Below are 20,903 nucleotides of genomic sequence, written 5' to 3' on the forward strand. Positions count from 1 at the left end.
GGGTTGGCCTGAAGGCCGCGATGCTTTGAGCATCGCGGCCTTTTTCGTTTTGGGGCGTGAAATCGGGCCGCCTCCGCCTCCCCTGCAGATCCGCGTGAATCTCCGCCTAAAGGTTGTTGACAAAGCGCCGTTATTGATTTGGCAACAGCGAAGCACACAGCCAAAAACAAAAAAACGGCGGCGCTTCGTTCCATTCACCACCGGGATTCCAATAAGGGAGACGACCCATGGCACAGGTAATCAACACCAATACGATGTCGCTCAACGCTCAGCGCAACCTGAGCACCAGCGGCAGCTCGCTCGCTACCACCATCCAGCGCCTGTCGTCGGGCCTGCGCATCAACAGCGCAAAAGACGACGCCGCCGGCCTGGCAATCTCCGAGCGCTTCGGCACCCAGATCCGCGGCACCGATGTCGCGATCCGCAACGCCAATGACGGCATCTCGCTGGCCCAGGTCGCGGAAGGTTCGCTGAGCGAGATCGGCAACAACCTGCAGCGCGTCCGTGAACTGGCTGTGCAGGCCTCCAACGCCACCAACTCGGCCAGCGACCGCAAGGCACTGCAGGCCGAAGTGACCCAGCTGGTCAGCGAAATCGACCGCGTCGCCAAGCAGTCCGACTTCAACGGCACCAAGCTGCTGGACGGCAGTTTCACCAGCCAGCTGTTCCAGGTAGGTGCGAATGCGGGTCAGGCGATCGCGATCAACAGCGTCGTGGATGCAAAGGCGACCTCTTTGGGCGCCACCACCTTCGTCGACGCCGGCAGCATCACGCTCAACGCGGCAGCAGTTACCACTGCAGCGGGAAAGATCGAAGGCGTGATGGTGGGTGAGATCAGCATCGGCGATGTCGAGTTCGACTACACCGTCCCCGCCGGCACCACGGCGGAACAAGCGGCGACCGCGACCAAGAATCAGGAAAACGCCACCAAGGCCATGATGGCGGCCATCAACGGCAAGTTGAGTGAAACCGGTCTGCATGCTGCACAACAGACCGACGCGGCGGGTGTTGCCACTCCTGGTGTCATTACCCTGACCTCGATCAAGGCAGACAACAAGGTGGCCGACGTGGCCGTTACTTCCGCTGGGACGCCTCCCGCCGCCTTGAACACGCCTGCCGCGGGTGGCGGTCCGTCGCATGTCTCTGACATCAAGATCGACACCGTTGCCGGCGCCCAGCAGGCTCTGGAAATCGTCGACAAGGCGCTGGAATCCGTCAACAGCGTCCGCGCCGACCTCGGCGCCATCCAGAACCGCTTCACCTCGGTGGTGGCCAACCTGCAGACCTCCTCGGAAAATCTGTCGGCCTCGCGGAGCCGCATCCGCGACACCGATTTCGCCAAGGAAACCGCGGAACTGACCCGTACCCAGATCCTGCAGCAGGCCGGCACCGCCATGCTGGCCCAGGCCAACCAGGTTCCCCAGAACGTGCTCAGCCTGTTGCAGCGCTGACATGCGACGCCCCTGAAGCACGTCAGGGGCGGCTAACCCAACTCACGTGCAACTGCTCAAGGACCCTTCCTCATGGCACAAGTCATCAACACCAACACGATGTCGTTGAATGCTCAGCGTAACCTGAGCACCAGCGGCAGCTCCCTGGCCACCACCATCCAGCGCCTGTCGTCGGGTTCGCGCATCAACAGCGCCAAGGACGACGCGGCTGGTCTGGCGATCTCCGAGCGTTTCGGCACCCAGATCCGCGGCACCGATGTGGCCATCCGCAATGCCAACGACGGCATCTCGCTGGCCCAGGTCGCCGAAGGTTCGCTGAGCGAAATCGGCAACAACCTGCAGCGCGTCCGTGAACTGGCCGTGCAGTCGTCCAACGCCACCAATTCCGCCAGCGACCGCAAGGCCCTGCAGGCAGAAGTCACCCAGCTGGTCAGCGAAATCGACCGCGTGGCCAAGCAGTCGGACTTCAACGGCACCAAGCTGCTCGACGGTTCGTTCTCCAGCCAGCTGTTCCAGGTCGGCGCCAATGCTGGTCAGGCCATTGCCATCGATAAGGTGGTGGACGCCAAGGCGAACGCTTTGGGAGGAACGACCTTCGCTACCGGCGGCACCCTTAAGGTGGACGGCGCCACGCTGGACAGCGGAACGATTGCATCAATGAAGGTCGGAAAGATTGACCTTGGTGAAGTTAAGTTCGATTTTGTTGACCCGGCCGGTGATGCCACCATCCAGGCGTCGAACGCAGCCAACGCTGTCAAGGCGATCACGGCAGCTATCAATAGCAAAATCGGTGAGACCGGCCTGCATGCCGCGCCGACAGTTGATGAGGCAACTGGAGCTGTAACCGCAGGGTCGATTACCCTCACCTCAGTCAAGGCGGACAACAAAGCGACTGACATCGCTGTGACAGCTGGTGCCACCACGCCCGACGGCCTGACTCTGAATACAGATGCCGCCAATGGGACCGCCGCATCGCACCTGTCCGATCTCAAAATCGACACCGTTGCCGGTGCCCAGCAGGCTCTCGAGATCGTTGACAGTGCACTGGGCTCGATCAACAGCACCCGCGCTGACCTCGGCGCCATCCAGAACCGCTTTACCTCGGTGGTGGCCAACCTGCAGACCTCGACCGAAAACCTGTCCGCGTCGCGTAGCCGCATCAAGGACACGGATTTCGCCAAGGAAACCGCAGAGCTGACCCGCACCCAGATCCTGCAGCAGGCCGGTACGGCCATGCTGGCCCAGGCCAACCAGGTGCCGCAGAACGTGCTCAGCCTGCTGCGCTAAGCCGCACTCCAAACACCTGCGCCGAGAGATTCGCCGCAGGTGTAACGATCGATTCACGATCCACCGCCAAAGGAAACCACCATGGCACAAGTCATCAACACCAACACGATGTCGTTGAATGCTCAGCGCAACCTGAGTACCAGCGGCAGCTCCCTGGCCACCACCATCCAGCGCCTGTCGTCGGGTTCGCGCATCAACAGCGCCAAGGACGACGCCGCCGGCCTGGCGATCTCCGAGCGTTTCGGCACCCAGATCCGTGGTACCGATGTAGCCATCCGCAATGCCAACGACGGCATTTCGCTGGCCCAGGTCGCCGAAGGTTCGCTGAGCGAAATCGGCAACAACCTGCAGCGCGTCCGTGAACTGGCCGTGCAGTCGTCCAACGCCACCAACTCCGCCAGCGACCGCAAGGCGCTGCAGGCAGAAGTGACGCAGCTGGTCAGCGAAATCGACCGCGTTGCCAAGCAGTCTGACTTCAACGGCACCAAGCTGCTTGACGGATCGTTCTCCAGCCAGTTGTTCCAGGTCGGTGCCAATGCAGGACAAGCAATCGCCATCGATAAGGTGATCAATGCAAAGTCCGACTCACTGGGCACAACCACGTTCGCGACGGCTGGCACGATCACCCTTGCCGACGCAGACGCAAGCCTGGGAACGGGCAAGATTGCAGGCGCGACCGTAGGTGACGTCAAGCTGGGCGACATCAGCTTTGACGTCGTCAAAGCTGCGACCGCGGACGCGGCGGACGTTGCTGCGGCTCTGGCATCGACGAAAGAGAACGCTGTCAAGTCGATCTCCGCCGCAATCAACGCGAAAATCGGCGAAACGGGTCTGCACGCGGCTGCAAGCGTGGATGAAACAACGGGCAATGTCGTCGCCGGCAAGATCACCTTGTCGTCCGTAAAGGCAGACGTCGACGTGGCAAAGCTGAAGGTGTCCGGCGTTGTTGCTGATGCCAACATCGCCCAGGTTGCGGAAGGCACCGCCGCTTCGCACCTTTCAGACCTGCGCGTTGATACCGTCGTTGGGGCACAGCAGGCTCTGGAAATCGTCGACAAGGCATTGGGTGCCATCAACAGCACCCGTGCAGACCTCGGCGCCATCCAGAACCGCTTCACCTCGGTGGTGGCCAACCTGCAGACCTCGACCGAAAACCTGTCCGCGTCGCGTAGCCGCATCAAGGACACGGATTTCGCCAAGGAAACCGCAGAGCTGACCCGCACCCAGATCCTGCAGCAGGCCGGTACGGCCATGCTGGCCCAGGCCAACCAGGTGCCGCAGAACGTGCTCAGCCTGCTGCGCTGATCCACGGCTGCATCGTCCCGCCGCCGGCTCCGGCCGGCGGCGCGGGCAACCCGCGGCATCGCAAAGCACGCGCAGGAACGGGCCATGGCCATGGACCGGACTCTCTCCCGGTCGCCACATCGTCGTGGCCATGGCCCGCCCCTGCGGCAGAACTGTTATCAGCGCTGTTTGTTTGACTGAACACCCCGGGTGGCTTCGTCTCCCCCCGCTTTTCAGTAGCCTGACCCCTCCTCTGCATTGGAGGAGGGTTTTTTACAGACCACCTATCAAGGGCGCGGACCGCCGCCCCTGCCCCAGGGCTCCTGCAACCGGCGTGCCAAACCCGCCCCTGCCCTGGCTGGCACAACTCCTGCATCAACGTGGTTCTAAAGACCCGGCGGCTACGGCCGCTACTTTCGTTGATGGCATCGCCCTGCGACTTCACGGCAGCGGCTACAAACAGGAGATACAACGTGGCGGACTTCGGTTACGGCGGCATCGGTTCAGGACTGGATATTTCCGGCATGGTCAGCAGCCTGGTGGCAGCGGATCGCAAGCCGGCGGACAACGCACTGAACCTGCAGCAGTCCAAGGCCAAGATGCAGCTCTCGGCAATCGGCACGGTCAAATCCGCGTTCGACACGCTGAATACGGCACTGAAGGCACTGAAGGCCAATACGGCGTTCGACGCACGCACGTTCACGGCCAGCAAAGCCGGTACCGACGAGATCTTGACGGTCAGCGGCACCAACTCCGCTGCGGCTGGCACGCACCTGATCAATGTGGAAAAGCTTGCTACCGCACACAAGCTGATTTCGGAAACCGCGATACCGAAGACAGACACCTTCGGCGCCGGAACCCTGACGCTGACCGTGGGCGTCGGCGACAAGCAGAAGACGCTGGACATCAACGTCGAAGCCGACGACACGCTCAGCTCGATCCGGACGAAGATCGAAAAAGCCGGCCGCGCCTCGGGCGTACAGGCCACGCTCATCGCGTCGGGCGATAACCAGATTCTGTCCCTCTCGCAGGAGAAGTCGGGCGTCGCCAACGCCATCACGTTGACTGCCGCACCAGGCAATACCAAGCTGGCCGACCTCGCTGTCAGCCTGAAGGAGCGTACACCGGCCGCAGACGCCAAGCTGACCATCGACGGCGTGGCCATCACCAGCAGCGAAAACACCGTCACTGACGTGGTGCCCGGCCTCACCCTGAACCTGAAGAAGGAAGGCGAAAGCACCGTCACCATCACCACCGACGTCGCCGCGGCGCGCAAGGTGATGCAGGACTTCGTCACGGCGTACAACGGGGCCATTGCGGCAATCAACACCGCGACCAAGTACGACATCGAGAACAAGGAGCCCTCCTCGCTGACCGGCGATGCGCAGATGCGCGGCGCCTCCAGCCAGCTGCGCAGCATGATGGGCGGCATTCTCAAGGACCTCTCGGCCGCCGGCCTGGATCCCAAGAAGATCGGTCTGCAGACCCGTGCCTATCCCAACGCTGATGGCAGCCTGGTGCTGGATACCGCAAAGTTCGACGCGGCCCTGGTCAACCAGGGCGGCGCCGTGCGTGAGGCGTTCACCGGCGATGACGGTGCGGCAGCGAAGTTGTTTGCGATGGTGGATGGCTACGTCAGCACCACCGTCGGCAAGGAAGGCGCGTTCGTTTCGCGCACCAAGAGCATCAACACCACGCTGACCGATATCGACAAGCGCCGCAAGGCGCTGGATGTCCGCATGGAAGGCGTGTCCGAACGTTACAAAAAGCAGTTCCTCGCGCTCGATGCCCTGATGAGCAAGATGAGCCAGACCATGAGCAGCCTCACCTCGCAGCTCTCCCAGCTCAGCGGCTGATGCATGCCGGCCGCGGACTCAAGTTGAACCGGTTCGCGGCCGATATCACTGGCAGGACACCCCGCAGGCTCCACCCGGTGCCGACGATGTCGCGAACCTCGCGGCCCCGCATGAAGGAGACATGATTGATGTACGGTTCCAACCGTCAATTCACCGAGCAGTACCGCAAGGTCGGCGTGCAGAGTTCGGTTACCGATGCCGACCCGCACAAGCTGGTCGCGTTGCTGCTGGCCGGTGCCTGCGAACGCCTTCGGCTCGCCCTGGCCTGCATGGAACGCGGCGACCAGGCACGCAAAGGCAAGGCGATCGGCGAGGTCTGCGCGATCGTCGGCCACCTCAATGGCTCGCTGGACCATGAGGCCGGCGGCGAAATCGCCGGCAACCTGTCCTCGCTGTATGACTACGTGATGCAACGGTTGACCGAAGCCAATCTGCACAACGATCCGGCCGCATTGTCCGAAGCCCTTGAACTGCTGGGCGAGATCGATGCGGCCTGGAATGCCATCCCGCAACAGCAGCGCCAGACCGCGCAGGTCGCCCCGTGACCTCGCTTGGCGCGCTGAACGCCCGTCTGGATGCGCTGGAAACCGCGCTGCACGCCGAGAACTTCGACGAAGCGGGTCTGCAGCTGGATGCACTCGACGCGGCCCAGCGTGACTACCTGGCCGGCCCCTCTGCCGGCTTCGATGTTCCTGGCCTGTCCTCGCTGCAGGCACGCCAGCAGCGCATCATGCTGTTCATGATGCGGCAGCGCGAAGAGGCCAGCCGGCACATCCACAACGGCCACCAGTCCCTTCGCGCCGCGCAGGCGTACCTGACCGCAGAATCCCTGTCATGACCGAGCTTCGCACCAGCGCCATCCATCACCCGGCCGAAAGCGAGCTGTTCGATGAGACGCTGAGCTGCGAACTGGCGCTGCCGGCCGAATACCGCATCGGCAGCGCGGTGATCCGCCCCGGCACCGCCGAAACCCTGCTGCGCAGTGTGGCGCTGGTTGAAGACGCCCGCGGCGACGACGGCCATGACGACCGCAGCGATGCCACGCTGCAGGTGCAGCGGCTGGAGGCCAAGCTGGATCTGGTCATGGTGCTGCTGGGCCGGCTGGTGCGGCAAAGCAGCCAGGACCTGCCGCTGCGCCCCCTGCGCTGGTCGCGCCGTGGCATCCGCCTGGAACAGGGCGCGCGCAGTGGCGCCGCACCGGGCAGCATGGGCGTGATCCGCCTGCAGCCCTGCGACTGGCTGCCCGACCACATCGACCTGCCCGTGGTGATCGTGGCCGAGGCCGCCAATGGCGCCGGCGCGCATTACCTGTGGCTGCGTTTTGAAGGGCTCAGCGATGCGCTGGAGATGGCCCTGGAGCGGCATCTGTTCCGCCTGCACCGCCGCCAGATCGCCGAAGCACGACGATTGCGCTGACCCTACGCTCGCGACTGTGACGCATTCGGCTTGGCGGTGGGCCTTCACTCCGTTAAGGTGACGGCCTCCCCGCTCCCCTAGCAGCCTGTGCGCGTTCTCATCGTCGATGATCACACCCTGGTCCGTGCCGGCCTCAGCCGCCTGCTGCAGGGCTTTGCCGACGTCGAGGTCATCGCCGAGGCCAGCAACGCCGAACAGGCGCTGCAACTGAGCGTGCAGCATTCCCCGGACGTCGTCCTGATGGACCTGTCCCTGCCGGGCCGCACCGGCCTGGAAGCCCTGAGCGACATCCTGCTGCGTACGCCCGGCTCGCGCGTGGTGATGATGACCATGCACGACGACGCGGTGCACGTGCGTGATGCGCTGGACCGGGGCGCGGTCGGTTTCGTGGTCAAGGATGCCGCCCCGCAGGAGCTCGAACTGGCGCTGCGCGCCGCGCATGCCGGCCAGGTGTTCCTGAGCCCGCAGATCTCGGCCAAGATGCTTGCCCCGATGCTGGGCAGGGAAAAGCCGGTGGGCGTGGCAGCCCTCTCGCCGCGCCAGCGCGAGATCCTGCGCCAGATCGGCAAGGGCGAGAGCAACAAGGAAATCGCCGCGGACCTGGGCATCAGCGTCAAGACGGTGGAGACCCATCGCGCCCGCATGATGGAGTCGCTGGGCTGCCGCCGTGCCAATGATCTGGTGCTGCTCGCCGCCCGTCACCAGCACGAGCTGGAGTGATCTGCGCCGGTTCTCCGGCACACAGGCCTTGCCCGCCGCGCATGGCGACGGATTTTGAAGCCCGACCCGACGGGTGGGCACGGAAGGACAAGGTCTCGCCCCCGGACACCCGTCAAAATACCGCGCCGATGTAGGGGTTCCCCCTACACACTGTCAGGGATTTGACGACCCGACTCAGGAACCCCCTGATTCCCGGCGTACGGGAAGAGAAGCAAGATGTGTTCCATAACGCACCGGGGAGTCGGTGCGAACGGGACATCACTTTGAAAGCCTCCATGTCGACCCAGATGGGTCAGCAGCTTCACCTCACCCCGCAACTGCTGCAGTCGATCCGGCTGCTCCAGCTCGACGGCATGCAGCTGGAGCTGGAAATCCGCCGCGCGCTTGAGACCAACCCGCTGCTCGAGATTGAAGAAGCCCCGGAGCCGGCGGCCGCCGAGACTGCCGAAGCCACCACCACCCAGGACGTGGCCGCCTTCGACGAACTGCCCGAAAGCACTATGTGGGATGTGGCCGGTGCCGGTTGGCAGGACGGTGACGATGACCGCATGCAGCGCGTGGCGGCCGGGGAATCCTCCGATCCGCAGCTGCGTGCCCTGCAGCGCCTGGCGATGGAGCTGGATGACCGCGAACTGACCGTGGCCGGTTTCTGGCTGGAGCACTGCGACGACGCCGGCTATCTGGATGCCCCGCTTGCCCAGCTGACCCTGCTCGCCAGTGCGCGCTGCGATGTGGACGCTGCCGGTGTGGAAGCGGTCCGCCAGCAGATCCTGCACGGCGATCCAATCGGCCTGGCCGCGCAGGACCTGTACGAATGCCTGAGCGTGCAGCTGCGCGCCCTGCCCGGCCGCGTGCCGGCCCGCCACCTCGCCCAGCGTGTGCTCGACGACGGCCTGACCGCGCTGGCCGCACACGATTACCCGGCCCTGGCCCAGCAGCTGGACGCCGAAGTCGCCGACATCCATGAGGCCGTCCGGCTGATCCTGTCGCTGCAGCCGCGCCCGGGCGAGAGCCTGCTGCCGGACAGCAACGGCGTGGTGATTCCGGACGTGGTCGCCTGGCATGCCGATGGCCAGTGGCGCGTCGCGCTGAATCCGGCCACCAGCCGCCGCCTCAGCATCAACCCGCAGTACGAACAGGCCCTGGCCGAGACCAGCGAAGCTGCACAGCCACTGCGCGACATGCTGCAGGAAGCGCGCTGGCTGACCCGCGGCCTGTCGATGCGTTACGACACCCTGCTGCGCACGGCGCGCGTGATCATCGAACGCCAGGCCGGCTTCCTGACCCGTGGCGAAGAAGCCATGGCGCCGCTCACCCTGAAGGAAGTGGCCGACGAGATCGGCATGCACGAGTCCACCGTTTCGCGCATCACCACCGGCAAGTACCTGCAGACCCCGCGCGGCACGCTGGAGCTGAAGCACTTCTTCGCGGTGCGCCTGGAAGGTGCCAGCGTCTCCGGCCAGGCCGTCAAGGCCATGGTGCGCCGTCTCATCGAATCCGAACCGGCGGCGCGCCCGCTCGCCGATGAAGCCATCGCCGGCCTGCTTTCGCGCCAAGGGGTGAACATCGCCCGCCGTACCGTTGCAAAATACCGCGAACAACTGGACATCGCCCCGGCGCGCGAACGCCGCCGCAGCCATGCCAGCACCCCGCACCTCCTGGCCCGGGTGGGCTGAAGGAAATGGAAGACATGAACAAGCTCACCGTCCTGCTGGTCGACGACCACGAAGGTTTCATCAACGCCGCCATGCGCCACTTCCGCAAGGTCGATTGGCTCGATGTGATCGGCAGCGCCGCCAATGGCCTGGAAGCGATCGAACGCTCCGAGTCGCTGCGCCCGAAGGTGGTGCTGATGGATCTGGCCATGCCGGAGATGGGCGGCCTGCAGGCGACCCGCCTGATCAAATCCCAGGATGACGCGCCGTACATCGTCATCGCCAGCCACTTCGATGACGCCGAACACCGCGAGCATGCCCTGCGCGCCGGCGCCGACAACTTCGTCAGCAAGCTGTCCTACATCCAGGAAGTGATGCCGATCCTGGAAGGCCTGAAGGGGAACGGATCATGAGCGAATCACGCATCCTGGTACTGGACAACGACGCCGTCCGCGCCGAGCGCACCGTCGCCCTGCTGGAGTTCATGGATTTCAACCCGCGCTGGGTGGCTGATGCCAACGATTTCGACATCACCCGCCACCGCCCGAACGACTGGATGGCCGCGATCATCGGTGGGCTGGACACTTCCGAGCGCAGCGACGCGCTGTTTGCCTGGCTGGGCAAGGGTGCCCTGCCCCCGCCGGTGATGCTGATCGACGGCGACACCACTGCCTTCGCCCAGCAGTTCGGCCTGCACGAGGCCAATGTGTGGCCATTGGAAGCGCCGCTGCGCCACGCGCAGATGGAAGGCCTGCTGCGCCGTGCCAGCCTCAAGCGCCTGGATGCCGAGCACCAGGCCGGCGCCGTGCAGGACCAGGGGCCAACCGGCGATGGCGCGGCCGTCACCCAGCTGCGCCGGATGATCGAGCAGGTCGCCGCGTTCGACACCACCGTGCTGGTGCTGGGCGAATCGGGCACCGGCAAGGAAGTGGTCTCGCGCTCGATCCACCAGCGCTCGCCGCGCCGCGACGGCCCGTTCGTGGCAATCAACTGCGGTGCCATTCCGGCCGACCTGCTGGAAAGCGAATTGTTCGGTCACGAAAAGGGCGCCTTCACCGGCGCACTGAGCGCCCGCAAGGGTCGTTTCGAAATGGCCGAGGGCGGCACCCTGCTGCTGGATGAAATCGGCGACATGAGCCTGCCGATGCAGGTCAAGCTGCTGCGCGTGCTGCAGGAGCGCAGCTTCGAGCGTGTCGGTGGCAACCAGACCATCCGCTGCAACGTGCGCGTGATCGCCGCCACCCACCGCGATCTCGAATCGCGCATCGCCGACGGCAAGTTCCGCGAGGATCTGTTCTATCGCCTCAACGTGTTCCCGATCGATGTGCCGGCCCTGCGCGAGCGCAGCGAAGACCTGCCTGCACTGGTCACCACCATCGCCGGCCAGCTGGCCCGTACCGGGCGTGGAGAAGTGCGGTTCACCGGCGAAGCGCTGCAGGCCCTGGCCGCCTACGAGTGGCCCGGCAACGTGCGCGAGCTGACCAACCTGGTCGAGCGCCTCGCCGTGCTGCACCCCAGCGGCAACGTGCGCGTGCAGGACCTGCCGGCCCGCTACCGCGGTGACTTCGCTGCCGCCGCGCCGGTGGCCGTCGCTGCGCCAGCCGCCGTGGCGGACGAACGCCTGGACCTGCGCAGCTTCTCCTTCCACACCCCGGGCGCCCAGAGCACCCCGGCCCTGGACAGCGGCATCGGCCCCGTCAGCCGCGCGCCGGCCCTGCCCGACGATGGCCTGGACCTGCGCAACCACATGGCCAACATCGAGTTGAACCTGATCAACGAAGCGCTGGAACGCACCCAGGGCGTCGTCGCCCACGCCGCCCAGCTGCTCGGCCTGCGCCGCACCACCCTGGTGGAAAAGCTGCGCAAGTACGGCATCGAACGCGACCAGACCGAACTGGCTGGCTGAGCCGATCAACACATGGAAACCAGACGCCCGGGCATGTCCCGGGCTTTTTTGTGGTTCTGCTCGCACGTATCGCGCAACCTCCGCCGGTTTTCCGGCGTCGACTCTCCGGCACGCCAGCGCGTCACACCGCCGCTCGGCCGCTCCCCGGCGCCTCACGAACATCACGGCCGCGCCTGCAGGCGCCGCTGAATACGCAAACGCGCGCCACCCCTTACAAAACTGAACCACTCATCCGTTTCGGCACAGCACTTGCAACGTATTCCCGTGTAACCCACCCCTGCTTCGGAACGTTCCAGATGTCGCACTCCGTCACCTCGATCCTTTCTCAGATCCGCACCTTCCAGACCCAGATGGGCCAGCCCACCGTCAGCCCGCTGACGGAGGTGCCGCGCAGCAATGCCATCCAGGGCCTGGTGTCCCCCCAGGAGATCCAGGGCCCCAGCTTCACCGAAACCCTGCGGGGCGCCATCGCCGGCGTCAACGATGCGCAACAGAAATCCGGCGCCCTGGCCAAGTCCTTCGAACTGGGTGAACCCGGTGCGGACCTGGCCAAGGTCATGGTCGCCTCGCAGCAGTCCCAGATCGCCTTCCGCGCCACCGTGGAAGTCCGCAACCGTCTCGTCCAGGCTTATCAGGACGTGATGAACATGCCGCTGTAAGGATAGAAACGCATGGCCCTGTCGCTCTCCAAAGAATCGCTGAACACCGAAAAGGCTGGGCAGTGGTTCGACCGGCTGCAAAGCCTGCAGATCACCCGTCGGCTCGGCCTGATGGCGATGATCGCCGTGGCCGTGGCGGCAGGGCTGTTCGTGTTCTTCTGGTCGCAGAAGCCGGGCATGGTGCCGCTGTACACCGGGCTGGACCAGAAGGCCACGGCCGAGGCCACCGACCTGCTGCGCGCGGCACAGATTCCCTTCCAGCTGGATCCCGCCACCGGCGGCATCACCGTGCCGGAAAAGAACCTGCACGATGCCCGCCTGAAGCTGGCCGGCTCCGGCTTGACCGACAGCGGCCGCCTGGGCTTTGAACTGATGGAGCGTGACCCCGGCTTCGGCGTCAGCCAGTTCATGGAAAACGCCCGCTACCAGCACTCGCTGGAAACCGAGCTCTCGCGCACCATCAACACGCTGCGCCCGGTCCGCGATTCGCGCGTGCATCTGGCCATTCCCAAGCCCAGCGCCTTCACCCGCCAGCGTGACGTGGCCAGCGCCTCGGTGGTGCTGGAGCTGCGCGGTGGCCAGCAGCTTGAACGCGGCCAGATCGATGCGATCGTGCACATGGTCGCGGCCAGCATTCCGGACCTGGCGCCCGAGCGCGTCACCGTGGTCGACCAGAGCGGGCGCATGCTCAGCGTCTCCGACCCGAACAGCGAAGCAGCCATGAACGCCGCGCAGTTCGAGCAGGTGCGCCGCCAGGAAACCTCGTTCAACCAGCGCATCCGCGAGCTGCTCGAGCCGATGACCGGTCCCGGCCGCGTCAACCCGGAAGTCAGCGTGGACATGGACTTCTCGGTGATGGAAGAAGCCCGTGAGCTCTACAACGGCGAGCCGCAGAAGCTGCGCAGCGAGCAGATGAGCGAAAACAGCAGCAACGTGCCCGGTCCGCAGGGCGTGCCCGGCGCGGCCAGCAATACCCCGCCCGGCCCGGCCGCCGCGCCGGCCACGGCGCAGGCGCCGACGGAATCCTCCAAGAACGCGACCCGCAACTACGAGCTGGACCGCACCCTGCAGCACACCCGCCAGCCAGCCGGCCGCATCAAGCGCGTCTCGGTGGCGGTACTGGTGGACAACGTGCCGCGCGCCGGTGCCAACGGCAAGATGGCCGACCAGGCCCTCTCGGCGGCCGAGCTGACCCGCATCGAAGCGCTGGTCAAGCAGGCGGTCGGCTTCGATGCCGAGCGTGGCGACACGGTCTCGGTCATGAATGCCCCGTTCGTGCGCGAAGTCACCCCGGTCGAAGGGCCGAAGTGGTGGGAGTTGCCGCAGGTGCAGGACGCATTGCGCCTGCTGCTCGGCGCGATCGTGGTGCTGGCCCTGGTGTTCGGTGTGCTGCGCCCGGCGCTGCGCTCGATCACCGGCCAGCCCAAGTCCAACGCTGACGAGCTGGAACCCCATAGTGCCGATGTGCAGCTGGTCGACGATGGCGAAGGGCTGCCGGCGATCGGCAGCGAGCGCCTGCACGCGGCCGGACATGAACCGCTGGCGCTGCCGGTGGACTCTTACGAGGAACGACTGCGCATGGCGCGTGAAGCTGTAAAGACCGATTCCAAGCGCGTGGCCCAGGTGGTCAAGGGCTGGGTGGCCAATGATTGATGCACCTCCCCCGCTGACCGGCGTTCAGCGCGCCGCCGTCCTGCTGCTTTCGCTGGGTGAACTGGATGCGGCCGAAGTGCTGCGCCACATGGAGCCCAAGGAAGTCCAGAAGATCGGCATCGCCATGGCGACCATGACCGACATCACCCGCGAGCAGGTCGAACGGGTCATGGACCAGTTCGGCAGCGAGCTGGGCTCCAAGACCTCGCTGGGCGTGGGCTCGGACGACTACATCCGCAACATGCTGGTGCAGGCGCTGGGCACCGAAAAAGCCGGCAGCCTGATCGACCGCATCCTGCTGGGGCGCAACACCACCGGCCTGGACGCGCTGAAGTGGATGGATCCGCGTGCCGTGGCCGACCTGGTGCGCAACGAGCACCCGCAGATCATCGCCATCGTGATGGCGCACCTGGAAACCGACCAGGCCGCCGACGCGCTCAAGCTGCTGCCCGAACGCACCCGCGTGGACGTGCTGCTGCGTATCGCCACGCTGGATGGCATTCCGCCGAACGCGCTCAATGAGCTCAACGAGATCATGGAGCGCCAGTTCGCCGGCAACCAGAACCTGAAGTCGTCCAACGTGGGCGGCGTGCAGTGTGCGGCCAATATCCTGAACTTCATGGACAGCGGCCAGGATCAGGCGATCCTCGGTGAGATCGCCCGCATCGACGCCCCGCTGAGCGGCCGCATCCAGGACCTGATGTTCGTGTTCGACGATCTGGTGGACCTGGACGACCGCGAACTGCAGCTGGTGCTGCGCGAAGTCAGCGGCGAGCGCCTCGGCCTGGCCCTGCGCGGCGCCGACATCAAGGTGCGCGACAAGATCACCCGCAACATGTCCCAGCGTGCCGCTGAAATCCTGCTCGAAGACATGGAGGCCCGCGGCCCGGTGCGCCTGTCCGATGTGGAAGTGGCGCAGCGCGAGATCCTGGCGATCGTCAAGCGGATGGCCGATGAAGGCACCGTCACTATTGGCGGCAACGCGGAGGCCATGCTGTGAACAACGCCGTGCGCTGGCTTGCCCCGGACCTGCTGGCGGTGCCCGAGCCGCCGCCGGAACAGCAGTTCGAACTCACCGAACCGGATCCGGACCACGAGCCGGAACCGCTGCTGCAGCTGCCGACCCTGGAAGAAATCCAGGCGATCCAGGACAGCGCCGAGAAAGACGGCTTTGATCACGGTCACGCCGAAGGCCTGGCCCAGGGCCAGGCGGAAGTGCGCCGGCTGATCGCCCAGATCGAAGGCATCCTGGACAACTTCAGCCGGCCACTGGTGCGGCTGGAGAACGAGGTGGTCGCCGCACTGGGCGAACTGGCGGTGCGGGTGGCCGGCAACCTGGTCGGGCGTGCCTACGAGGCCGAACCGGAACTGCTGGCGCAGCTGGTCAACGAGGCCCTGGATGCCGTCGGTGGCGCGAGCCGCGACGTGGAAGTCCGCCTGCATCCGGACGACATCGCTGCGCTGGCGCCGGTGCTCAACCTGGCCCCGAACCAGCGCCTGACGCCGGATCTGAGCCTGAGCCGCGGCGACCTGCGCGTGCATGCCGAGGCCGTGCGCATCGACGGCACGCTCGACGCTCGCCTGCGCGGCGCCCTGGATGCGGTCATCCGCAAAGCCGGAACCACCCCATGAACACCGAGACCCTGCCCCCGCCCGCCGATTGGACTGCCGCACGCAACCTGCGGCTGGCTTCGCGGCTGGACAACATCCGCCCGGACACCGCCCATGGCCGCGGCCTGATCCGCGAAGGCGTGCTGCGCCGTGCGGTCGGCCTGACGCTGGAAGCAGTCGGCTGTGAAGCGCCGATGGGCGCCAGCTGCAAGGTCGAAGTGGCCGACGGTGGCTGGGTCGATGCCGAAGTGGTCGGCTTCGCCGGCGAACGCACCTACCTGATGCCCAGCGCCGAACTGCACGGCCTGCTGCCCAATGCGCGGGTGGTGCCCTCGCTCGGCCGTGGCGGCGTGGAAGTGGGCGAAGGCCTGCTTGGGCGCGTGATCGACAGCGACGGCGTGCCGCTGGATGGCAAGGGCCCGATCCGCGCCGAAGGTACCGTCGGCATGGCCGGCGTCTCGATCAACCCGCTCGCACGCGAGCCGATCACCCAGCCGCTGGACGTGGGCGTGCGCGCGATCAACGCCCTGCTGCCGATTGGCCGTGGCCAGCGCGTCGGCCTGTTCGCAGGCTCCGGTGTCGGTAAATCGACCCTGCTGGGCATGATGACCCGCTACACCGCCGCCGATGTCATCGTGGTCGGCCTGATCGGTGAACGTGGCCGCGAAGTCCGCGATTTCGTGGAAAGCACGCTGGGCGAAGAAGGCCTGCGCCGCGCCGTGGTGGTGGCCAGCCCGGCGGACCGCCCGCCCTTGGCCCGCCTGCACGGTGCCTACCGCGCGACCGCGATCGCCGAGTGGTTCCGCGACCAGGGCTTGAACGTCCTGCTGCTGATGGATTCGCTGACCCGCTTCGCCCAGGCCCAGCGCGAAATCGGCCTGTCGGTCGGTGAGCCGCCGACCACGCGCGGCTATCCGCCGTCCGTGTTCGCCAAGCTGCCGGCCCTGGTCGAGCGCGCCGGCAACGGTGCCAAGGGCCGCGGCTCGATCACCGCGTTCTACACCGTGCTGACCGAAGGCGATGATCCGCAGGATCCGATCGCCGATGCCGCACGCGCGATTCTTGACGGCCACATCCTGCTCTCGCGCCGCGTCGCCGACAGCGGTTTGTACCCGGCCATCGACGTGGAATCCTCGGTCAGCCGCGTGGTCACGGAAATCGCCGACGAGCCGTGGCGGCTTCGCATCCGCAAGCTCAAGCGGCTGGTCTCGGCGTATTCGTCCAACCGCGACCTGATCGCGATCGGTGCGTATCAGCGCGGCAACGACCCGGCGACCGACGAGGCGCTGGAGCGCTGGTCGGACATTGTTGAATTCCTCGGCCAGGACGTCGGCAAAGCCGCCGACCTGCCGCACAGTCAGGCCGCCCTCAAGCGGCTGGTGGAACCAGAGAGTTAAGCCATGATCCAATCCAAGCGCTTCGACCCCTTGCTGAAACGAGCCCAGGACCACGAAGACGAGGTCGCCCGCGACCTGGCCGAGCGCCAGCGTGCGCTCGACACACATGTGTCGCGCCTGGATGAGCTGCGCCGTTATGCCGAGGAGTACGCCGGCGCCCAGATGTCGGCCACCAGCCCGGCTCAGCTGATGAACCGCCGCGCCTTCCTGGATCGCCTGGACAGTGCGGTCGCCCAGCAGCGCCAGACCGTGGACAACAACCGCGAGAAGGTGGACGCCGAGCGCGCCCGCCTGTTGCTGGCCAGCCGTGACAAGCAGGTGCTGGAACAGCTCGCCGCCAGCTACCGCGCGCAGGAGAAGGTGGTCACCGACCGCCGCGACCAGCGCGAGATGGACGACCTCGGCGCCCGCCGCTCGCGCCAGGCGCAGCGCGACGAGGGCGAGAACGGAGGCACCGCGTGATGCCCCCCGCCCTGCTCGGCGGCGCCGCGTCCGCACAGAATGCGGGCGGCAGCGCGTCCAGCCCGCGCCCGGACAGTACCCAAGGCAACGACCGTCGGGACTTTGACGCGCTGCTCAAGCCGGGTAGCGAGGCCTCCCGCAACGACACGCCGCGCAACGCCGGCAGCAGCCGCGACGCAGGCAGGAACGCCACGCCCACCACCGCCCGCCAGGACAAGGACGCAGCGACGCGCCCGGCCACGCCCGGCGCCAAGAAGGCCGACGACAAGGTCGCCACCACCGATGCCACTGCTACAGCACCGGCCACGGCGGAGAAGCCGGCCGCCGAACCGGCCGACGACACCGAAGCCGCATGGCCGCCGCTGGGGCTGGCCGGGCTGGCATTGAACGGCCTGCCGGTAGCGGCGCCCACGCCTGTCACACCCGTCACACCCGTGGCGACCGGCGCCGCCGCGGGCGCCAATGCGGCCCTGCCGGCCTTGGCCACCGCAGCCCCGGACGCCAACGCCACCACCCCGGCGCTGGCCGCCGCGCCATCCACCGACGGCAGCATCGCCCTGCCCGCCTTGGCCACCGACGCCGCGCCGGCCGACGATGCCCCGCTGCTCAAGACTTTCACGGACGCCTTGAACGCGGCCACCAACGACGGCCCCGATGCCCCTGCCAGCCCGCTGCTGCATGCGCTGCAGGGCATGACCGAGGCCAAGCCCACGGTGGCCAGCCTGTTCACCGGCTCGCCTACCGCCACCCCGCACCTGGGGGGTGAGGATTTCGACGATGCCGTCGGCGCGCGCGTCGGTTGGCTGGCGGACCAGAAGATCGGCCACGCCCACATCAAGATCACCCCGAACGACCTCGGTCCGATCGAGGTGCGCCTGCAGCTGGACGGCGACAAGGTCCATGCGACCTTCACCAGCGCCCACGCCGACGTGCGCCATGCACTGGAAAGCAGCCTGCCGCGCCTGCGCGACCTGCTTGGCGAGCAGGGCTTCCAGCTTGGCAATGCCGATGTAGGCCACGAGCAGAACGCGCCCGATGGCGGACGTGGCGATGGCCGCGGCGGAATGAACGGCGACGACGGAGAACCGGCGCTGGCCGACACCACGCTGTCGCCTTCGCAGTTGATCCGCCAGCGCGGCCTGGTCGACGCCTACGCGTGATCGCACGCGGCGGCGCGGGCCCAACCGCGCCGCCAGAAACCCGACACGCGTCATCTTCAGCATTCAGGCACGACCTTTGCATGTAGGCAGGAAGCAATCCTCTGGAGCTTCCCCTCGTGGCCGCAGCCGCCGATAAAACCAAGAAATCCGCCGACAAGGACAAGACCGCCAAGCCGCGCAGTCCGCTCCTGGTCACCGCCCTGGTCGCGGTGCTCGCCGCTGGCGCCGCCGGCGGCGGGGTCTGGTACTTCACCCAGTCCAAGCACGATGACAAGGCCGCCAAGCCGGCCGCCAGCAAATCCGCAGTGCCTGCCCCGGCCCAGTACTTCGGCCTTGAGCCACCGTTCGTGGTCAACCTCAACAGCAGCTTCGACGGCCCGCGCTACCTGCAGGTCGAAGTGCAGCTGATGAGCCGCGACCCGGCCGCGATGGAGGCGATCAAGCTGCATGCGCCGGCCATCCGCGCCAAGCTGCTGATGCTGTTCTCCCAGGTCGAGCCGAGCGACATCGCCGACCGCGCCGGCAAAGAGCGCCTGCAGGCCAGTTCGCTGGCTGAAGTGCAGAAGCTGCTCAAGGCCGAGACCGGCAAGCCCGGTGCCGACGAATTGCTGTTCACCAGTTTCGTGACCCAGTAAGGGCGACCATGAATGACCTGCTTTCCCAGGACGAGATCGATGCCCTGCTGCATGGCGTGGACTCCGGTGCGGTCGAGACCGACATCGATGCGCCCACGCCCGGCGAGGCGCGCTCGTACGATTTCGCCAGTCAGGACCGCATCATCCGCGGCCGCATGCCGACCCTGGAAATGGTCAACGAGCGCTTCGCGCGCCTGTGGCGCATCGGCCTGTTCAACCTGATCCGCCGCTCGGCCGAGCTCTCCGTGCGGGGCATCGAGCTGATCAAGTTCAACGACTACATGCACTCGCTGTACGTGCCGACCAACCTCAACCTGATCCGCTTCAAGCCGCTGCGCGGGACCGGGCTGATCGTGTTCGAGCCGACGCTGGTGTTCGCGATCGTGGACAACTTCTTCGGCGGTGATGGGCGCTACCCGACCCGCATCGAAGGCCGCGAGTTCACCGCCACCGAGATGCGCGTGATCCACCTGCTGCTCAAGCAGACCTTCGCCGATCTTCAGGAAGCCTGGGCACCGGTGATGGATGTGGAGCTGGAGTACATCAACTCCGAGATCAATCCGCACTTCGCCAACATCGTGACGCCGCGCGAGTACGTGGTGGTGTGCCGCCTGCATGTCGAGCTTGACGGGGGTGGCGGCGACATCCACGTCACCCTGCCCTACTCGATGCTCGAACCGATCCGCGAGCTGCTTGACGCGGGCATCCAGAGCGACCGCAACGACCGCGACGCCAGCTGGGGCGTGATGCTGCGCGAGCAACTCAACATCGCCGAGGTCACCCTCTCCACCGTCCTGGCCACCAAGCGCATGAGCCTGCGCGACCTGACCAAGCTGAAGATCGGCGACGTGCTGCCCATCGAACTGCCCAAGCAGGTGCCGGTGTGCGTGGAAAACGTGCCGGTGTTTACCGGCGAGTTCGGCGTCGCCAACGGCTTCAACGCGGTGAAGATCACCGCCACCCATCCCCCGGGCACCCGCCCACGCGTTCCCGTACTGCAGGAAGACCCGCAATGAACGATATCGAATCCAACGCGCCGGCACCGGCGCAGTTCACCCAGCTGCAGTCCGATGACACCACGGTCGGCGACGAGCTCAACCTGGATGTGATCCTGGATGTGCCAGTGACGCTGTCGCTGGAAGTGGGCCGCGCCCGCCTGCCGATCCGCAACCTGCTGCAGCTCAACCAGGGCTCGGTGGTGGAACTGGAGCGCGGTGCCGGCGAATCGCTGGACGTGTTCGTCAACGGCACCCTGATCGCCCATGGCGAGGTGGTGGTGATCAACGACCGCTTCGGCGTGCGCCTGACCGACGTGGTCAGCCCGAGCGAACGGATCCGGAGACTGCGTTGAGTGCCGGGCTGCTGATCGCGGCCGGCGCCTCGACCGTCAAGGTCGGCCAGCATGCCGCCGCTGCACCGGGCATGTTCGGTGCGGTGCTGGCACTGCTCGGCGTGCTGGCGTTGATCATCGGGCTGGGCTGGCTGCTCAAGCGCATGCCCGGCAGCGGCTTCCGCCCGGCCGAAGGGCTGCGCGTGGTCGCCAGCCTGACCGTCGGCGCGAAAGAGCGCGTGGTGGTGGTCGAGGTCAATGGCACCCAGCTGCTGCTGGGTGTCACTGCCGGCGGCATCAACACGTTGCATCAGCTGCCCGAACCCCTGCCGGCCCCGACGCCGGCGCGCCTTCCCGATTTCAAACACCTCCCGAATTTCGCCCAGCTGCTGCAACAGCGGCTGCGCAAGGAACCCTGACC

The 20,903-nt window shown here is 66.4% G+C and carries 22 protein-coding genes; all 22 read left to right on the top strand.

Features of this window, described 5'->3' with window-relative positions; translation table 11 throughout:
- Window positions 1-227 precede the first annotated feature (227 nt).
- The 22 genes from ACW6W5_RS02145 to fliO all read left to right on the top strand — a co-directional run bounded on the left by ACW6W5_RS02145 (window position 228) and on the right by fliO (window position 20,901).
- Entirely contained in the window at window positions 228-1,451 is a 1,224-nt protein-coding gene (locus ACW6W5_RS02145; RefSeq protein ID WP_121036755.1) for a flagellin, read from the top strand.
- A gap of 72 nt (window positions 1,452-1,523) precedes the next feature.
- Window positions 1,524-2,738, top strand: coding sequence for a flagellin (locus ACW6W5_RS02150; protein ID WP_152150772.1), 1,215 nt, complete (start codon window positions 1,524-1,526; stop codon window positions 2,736-2,738).
- A gap of 81 nt (window positions 2,739-2,819) precedes the next feature.
- Window positions 2,820-4,043: a flagellin gene (locus tag ACW6W5_RS02155; protein WP_152150770.1), complete on the top strand. Its 1,224-nt coding sequence runs from the start codon at window positions 2,820-2,822 to the stop codon at window positions 4,041-4,043.
- Window positions 4,044-4,495: 452 nt separating this feature from the next.
- A complete protein-coding gene (gene fliD, locus ACW6W5_RS02160) occupies window positions 4,496-5,878 on the top strand; it encodes a flagellar filament capping protein FliD (RefSeq protein WP_152150768.1) in 1,383 nt (460 codons plus the stop codon).
- Window positions 5,879-6,006: 128 nt separating this feature from the next.
- Entirely contained in the window at window positions 6,007-6,423 is a 417-nt protein-coding gene (gene fliS / locus ACW6W5_RS02165) for a flagellar export chaperone FliS (RefSeq protein WP_121036752.1), read from the top strand.
- Window positions 6,420-6,716 carry a hypothetical protein gene (locus ACW6W5_RS02170; protein ID WP_121036751.1) on the top strand — a complete coding sequence of 99 codons (297 nt, stop codon included), beginning with the start codon at window positions 6,420-6,422 and terminating at the stop codon, window positions 6,714-6,716. The genes fliS and ACW6W5_RS02170 overlap by 4 nt, the downstream gene beginning before the upstream one ends.
- On the top strand, window positions 6,713-7,294 hold the full coding sequence (locus ACW6W5_RS02175; RefSeq protein WP_121036750.1) for a PilZ domain-containing protein: 582 nt from the start codon (window positions 6,713-6,715) through the stop codon (window positions 7,292-7,294). The genes ACW6W5_RS02170 and ACW6W5_RS02175 overlap by 4 nt, the downstream gene beginning before the upstream one ends.
- Window positions 7,295-7,381: 87 nt before the next feature.
- Window positions 7,382-8,014 (top strand): response regulator, encoded by a 633-nt coding sequence (locus tag ACW6W5_RS02180; RefSeq protein ID WP_121036749.1) that lies wholly within the window; start codon window positions 7,382-7,384, stop codon window positions 8,012-8,014.
- A 263-nt stretch (window positions 8,015-8,277) separates the two neighbouring features.
- Window positions 8,278-9,690 carry an RNA polymerase factor sigma-54 gene (rpoN, locus tag ACW6W5_RS02185; protein WP_121036748.1) on the top strand — a complete coding sequence of 471 codons (1,413 nt, stop codon included), beginning with the start codon at window positions 8,278-8,280 and terminating at the stop codon, window positions 9,688-9,690.
- Between the two features lie 14 nt (window positions 9,691-9,704).
- On the top strand, window positions 9,705-10,082 hold the full coding sequence (locus ACW6W5_RS02190; RefSeq protein ID WP_026070040.1) for a response regulator: 378 nt from the start codon (window positions 9,705-9,707) through the stop codon (window positions 10,080-10,082).
- Window positions 10,079-11,575, top strand: a complete 1,497-nt coding sequence (locus ACW6W5_RS02195) for a sigma-54 dependent transcriptional regulator (RefSeq protein WP_121036747.1) — start codon at window positions 10,079-10,081, stop codon at window positions 11,573-11,575. Before ACW6W5_RS02190 ends, ACW6W5_RS02195 begins: the two co-directional genes overlap by 4 nt.
- Window positions 11,576-11,871: 296 nt before the next feature.
- The gene (gene fliE, locus ACW6W5_RS02200; RefSeq protein WP_121036746.1) at window positions 11,872-12,234 is read left to right on the top strand and encodes a flagellar hook-basal body complex protein FliE; all 363 of its coding nucleotides are present in this window, start codon (window positions 11,872-11,874) and stop codon (window positions 12,232-12,234) included.
- 12 nt (window positions 12,235-12,246) lie between these two features.
- The gene (fliF, locus tag ACW6W5_RS02205; RefSeq protein ID WP_152150766.1) at window positions 12,247-13,887 is read left to right on the top strand and encodes a flagellar basal-body MS-ring/collar protein FliF; all 1,641 of its coding nucleotides are present in this window, start codon (window positions 12,247-12,249) and stop codon (window positions 13,885-13,887) included.
- 13 nt (window positions 13,888-13,900) lie between these two features.
- Window positions 13,901-14,887 (top strand): flagellar motor switch protein FliG, encoded by a 987-nt coding sequence (gene fliG / locus ACW6W5_RS02210; protein ID WP_026070041.1) that lies wholly within the window; start codon window positions 13,901-13,903, stop codon window positions 14,885-14,887.
- A complete protein-coding gene (locus ACW6W5_RS02215; protein ID WP_121036744.1) occupies window positions 14,884-15,519 on the top strand; it encodes a FliH/SctL family protein in 636 nt (211 codons plus the stop codon). Before fliG ends, ACW6W5_RS02215 begins: the two co-directional genes overlap by 4 nt.
- Entirely contained in the window at window positions 15,516-16,895 is a 1,380-nt protein-coding gene (locus ACW6W5_RS02220; RefSeq protein ID WP_121036743.1) for a FliI/YscN family ATPase, read from the top strand. Before ACW6W5_RS02215 ends, ACW6W5_RS02220 begins: the two co-directional genes overlap by 4 nt.
- A 3-nt stretch (window positions 16,896-16,898) precedes the next feature.
- Window positions 16,899-17,357: a flagellar export protein FliJ gene (gene fliJ / locus ACW6W5_RS02225; RefSeq protein WP_121036742.1), complete on the top strand. Its 459-nt coding sequence runs from the start codon at window positions 16,899-16,901 to the stop codon at window positions 17,355-17,357.
- A complete protein-coding gene (locus ACW6W5_RS02230) occupies window positions 17,357-18,517 on the top strand; it encodes a flagellar hook-length control protein FliK (protein WP_152150830.1) in 1,161 nt (386 codons plus the stop codon). The genes fliJ and ACW6W5_RS02230 overlap by 1 nt, the downstream gene beginning before the upstream one ends.
- Before the next feature lie 116 nt (window positions 18,518-18,633).
- Complete coding sequence (locus ACW6W5_RS02235) at window positions 18,634-19,152, top strand: flagellar basal body-associated FliL family protein (RefSeq protein WP_121036740.1); 519 nt, start codon at window positions 18,634-18,636, stop codon at window positions 19,150-19,152.
- 8 nt (window positions 19,153-19,160) lie between these two features.
- Window positions 19,161-20,168 carry a flagellar motor switch protein FliM gene (fliM, locus tag ACW6W5_RS02240; protein WP_121036739.1) on the top strand — a complete coding sequence of 336 codons (1,008 nt, stop codon included), beginning with the start codon at window positions 19,161-19,163 and terminating at the stop codon, window positions 20,166-20,168.
- A complete protein-coding gene (gene fliN / locus ACW6W5_RS02245; protein ID WP_121036738.1) occupies window positions 20,165-20,503 on the top strand; it encodes a flagellar motor switch protein FliN in 339 nt (112 codons plus the stop codon). Before fliM ends, fliN begins: the two co-directional genes overlap by 4 nt.
- On the top strand, window positions 20,500-20,901 hold the full coding sequence (gene fliO, locus ACW6W5_RS02250; RefSeq protein WP_121036737.1) for a flagellar biosynthetic protein FliO: 402 nt from the start codon (window positions 20,500-20,502) through the stop codon (window positions 20,899-20,901). Before fliN ends, fliO begins: the two co-directional genes overlap by 4 nt.
- Window positions 20,902-20,903 lie beyond the last annotated feature (2 nt).

The sequence above is a fragment of the Stenotrophomonas sp. IS26 genome (assembly GCF_054188265.1).

What these genes read in the sequence shown, in the direction of transcription:
- ACW6W5_RS02145 (WP_121036755.1), top strand. Translation starts at nt 228, where the DNA reads ATGGCACAGGTAATCAACACCAATACGATGTCGCTCAACGCTCAGCGC.
- ACW6W5_RS02150 (WP_152150772.1), top strand. Translation starts at nt 1,524, where the DNA reads ATGGCACAAGTCATCAACACCAACACGATGTCGTTGAATGCTCAGCGT.
- ACW6W5_RS02155 (WP_152150770.1), top strand. Translation starts at nt 2,820, where the DNA reads ATGGCACAAGTCATCAACACCAACACGATGTCGTTGAATGCTCAGCGC.
- fliS (WP_121036752.1), top strand. Translation starts at nt 6,007, where the DNA reads ATGTACGGTTCCAACCGTCAATTCACCGAGCAGTACCGCAAGGTCGGC.
- ACW6W5_RS02175 (WP_121036750.1), top strand. Translation starts at nt 6,713, where the DNA reads ATGACCGAGCTTCGCACCAGCGCCATCCATCACCCGGCCGAAAGCGAG.
- ACW6W5_RS02190 (WP_026070040.1), top strand. Translation starts at nt 9,705, where the DNA reads ATGAACAAGCTCACCGTCCTGCTGGTCGACGACCACGAAGGTTTCATC.
- ACW6W5_RS02195 (WP_121036747.1), top strand. Translation starts at nt 10,079, where the DNA reads ATGAGCGAATCACGCATCCTGGTACTGGACAACGACGCCGTCCGCGCC.
- fliE (WP_121036746.1), top strand. Translation starts at nt 11,872, where the DNA reads ATGTCGCACTCCGTCACCTCGATCCTTTCTCAGATCCGCACCTTCCAG.
- fliF (WP_152150766.1), top strand. Translation starts at nt 12,247, where the DNA reads ATGGCCCTGTCGCTCTCCAAAGAATCGCTGAACACCGAAAAGGCTGGG.
- ACW6W5_RS02220 (WP_121036743.1), top strand. Translation starts at nt 15,516, where the DNA reads ATGAACACCGAGACCCTGCCCCCGCCCGCCGATTGGACTGCCGCACGC.
- fliJ (WP_121036742.1), top strand. Translation starts at nt 16,899, where the DNA reads ATGATCCAATCCAAGCGCTTCGACCCCTTGCTGAAACGAGCCCAGGAC.
- ACW6W5_RS02230 (WP_152150830.1), top strand. Translation starts at nt 17,357, where the DNA reads ATGCCCCCCGCCCTGCTCGGCGGCGCCGCGTCCGCACAGAATGCGGGC.
- fliM (WP_121036739.1), top strand. Translation starts at nt 19,161, where the DNA reads ATGAATGACCTGCTTTCCCAGGACGAGATCGATGCCCTGCTGCATGGC.
- fliN (WP_121036738.1), top strand. Translation starts at nt 20,165, where the DNA reads ATGAACGATATCGAATCCAACGCGCCGGCACCGGCGCAGTTCACCCAG.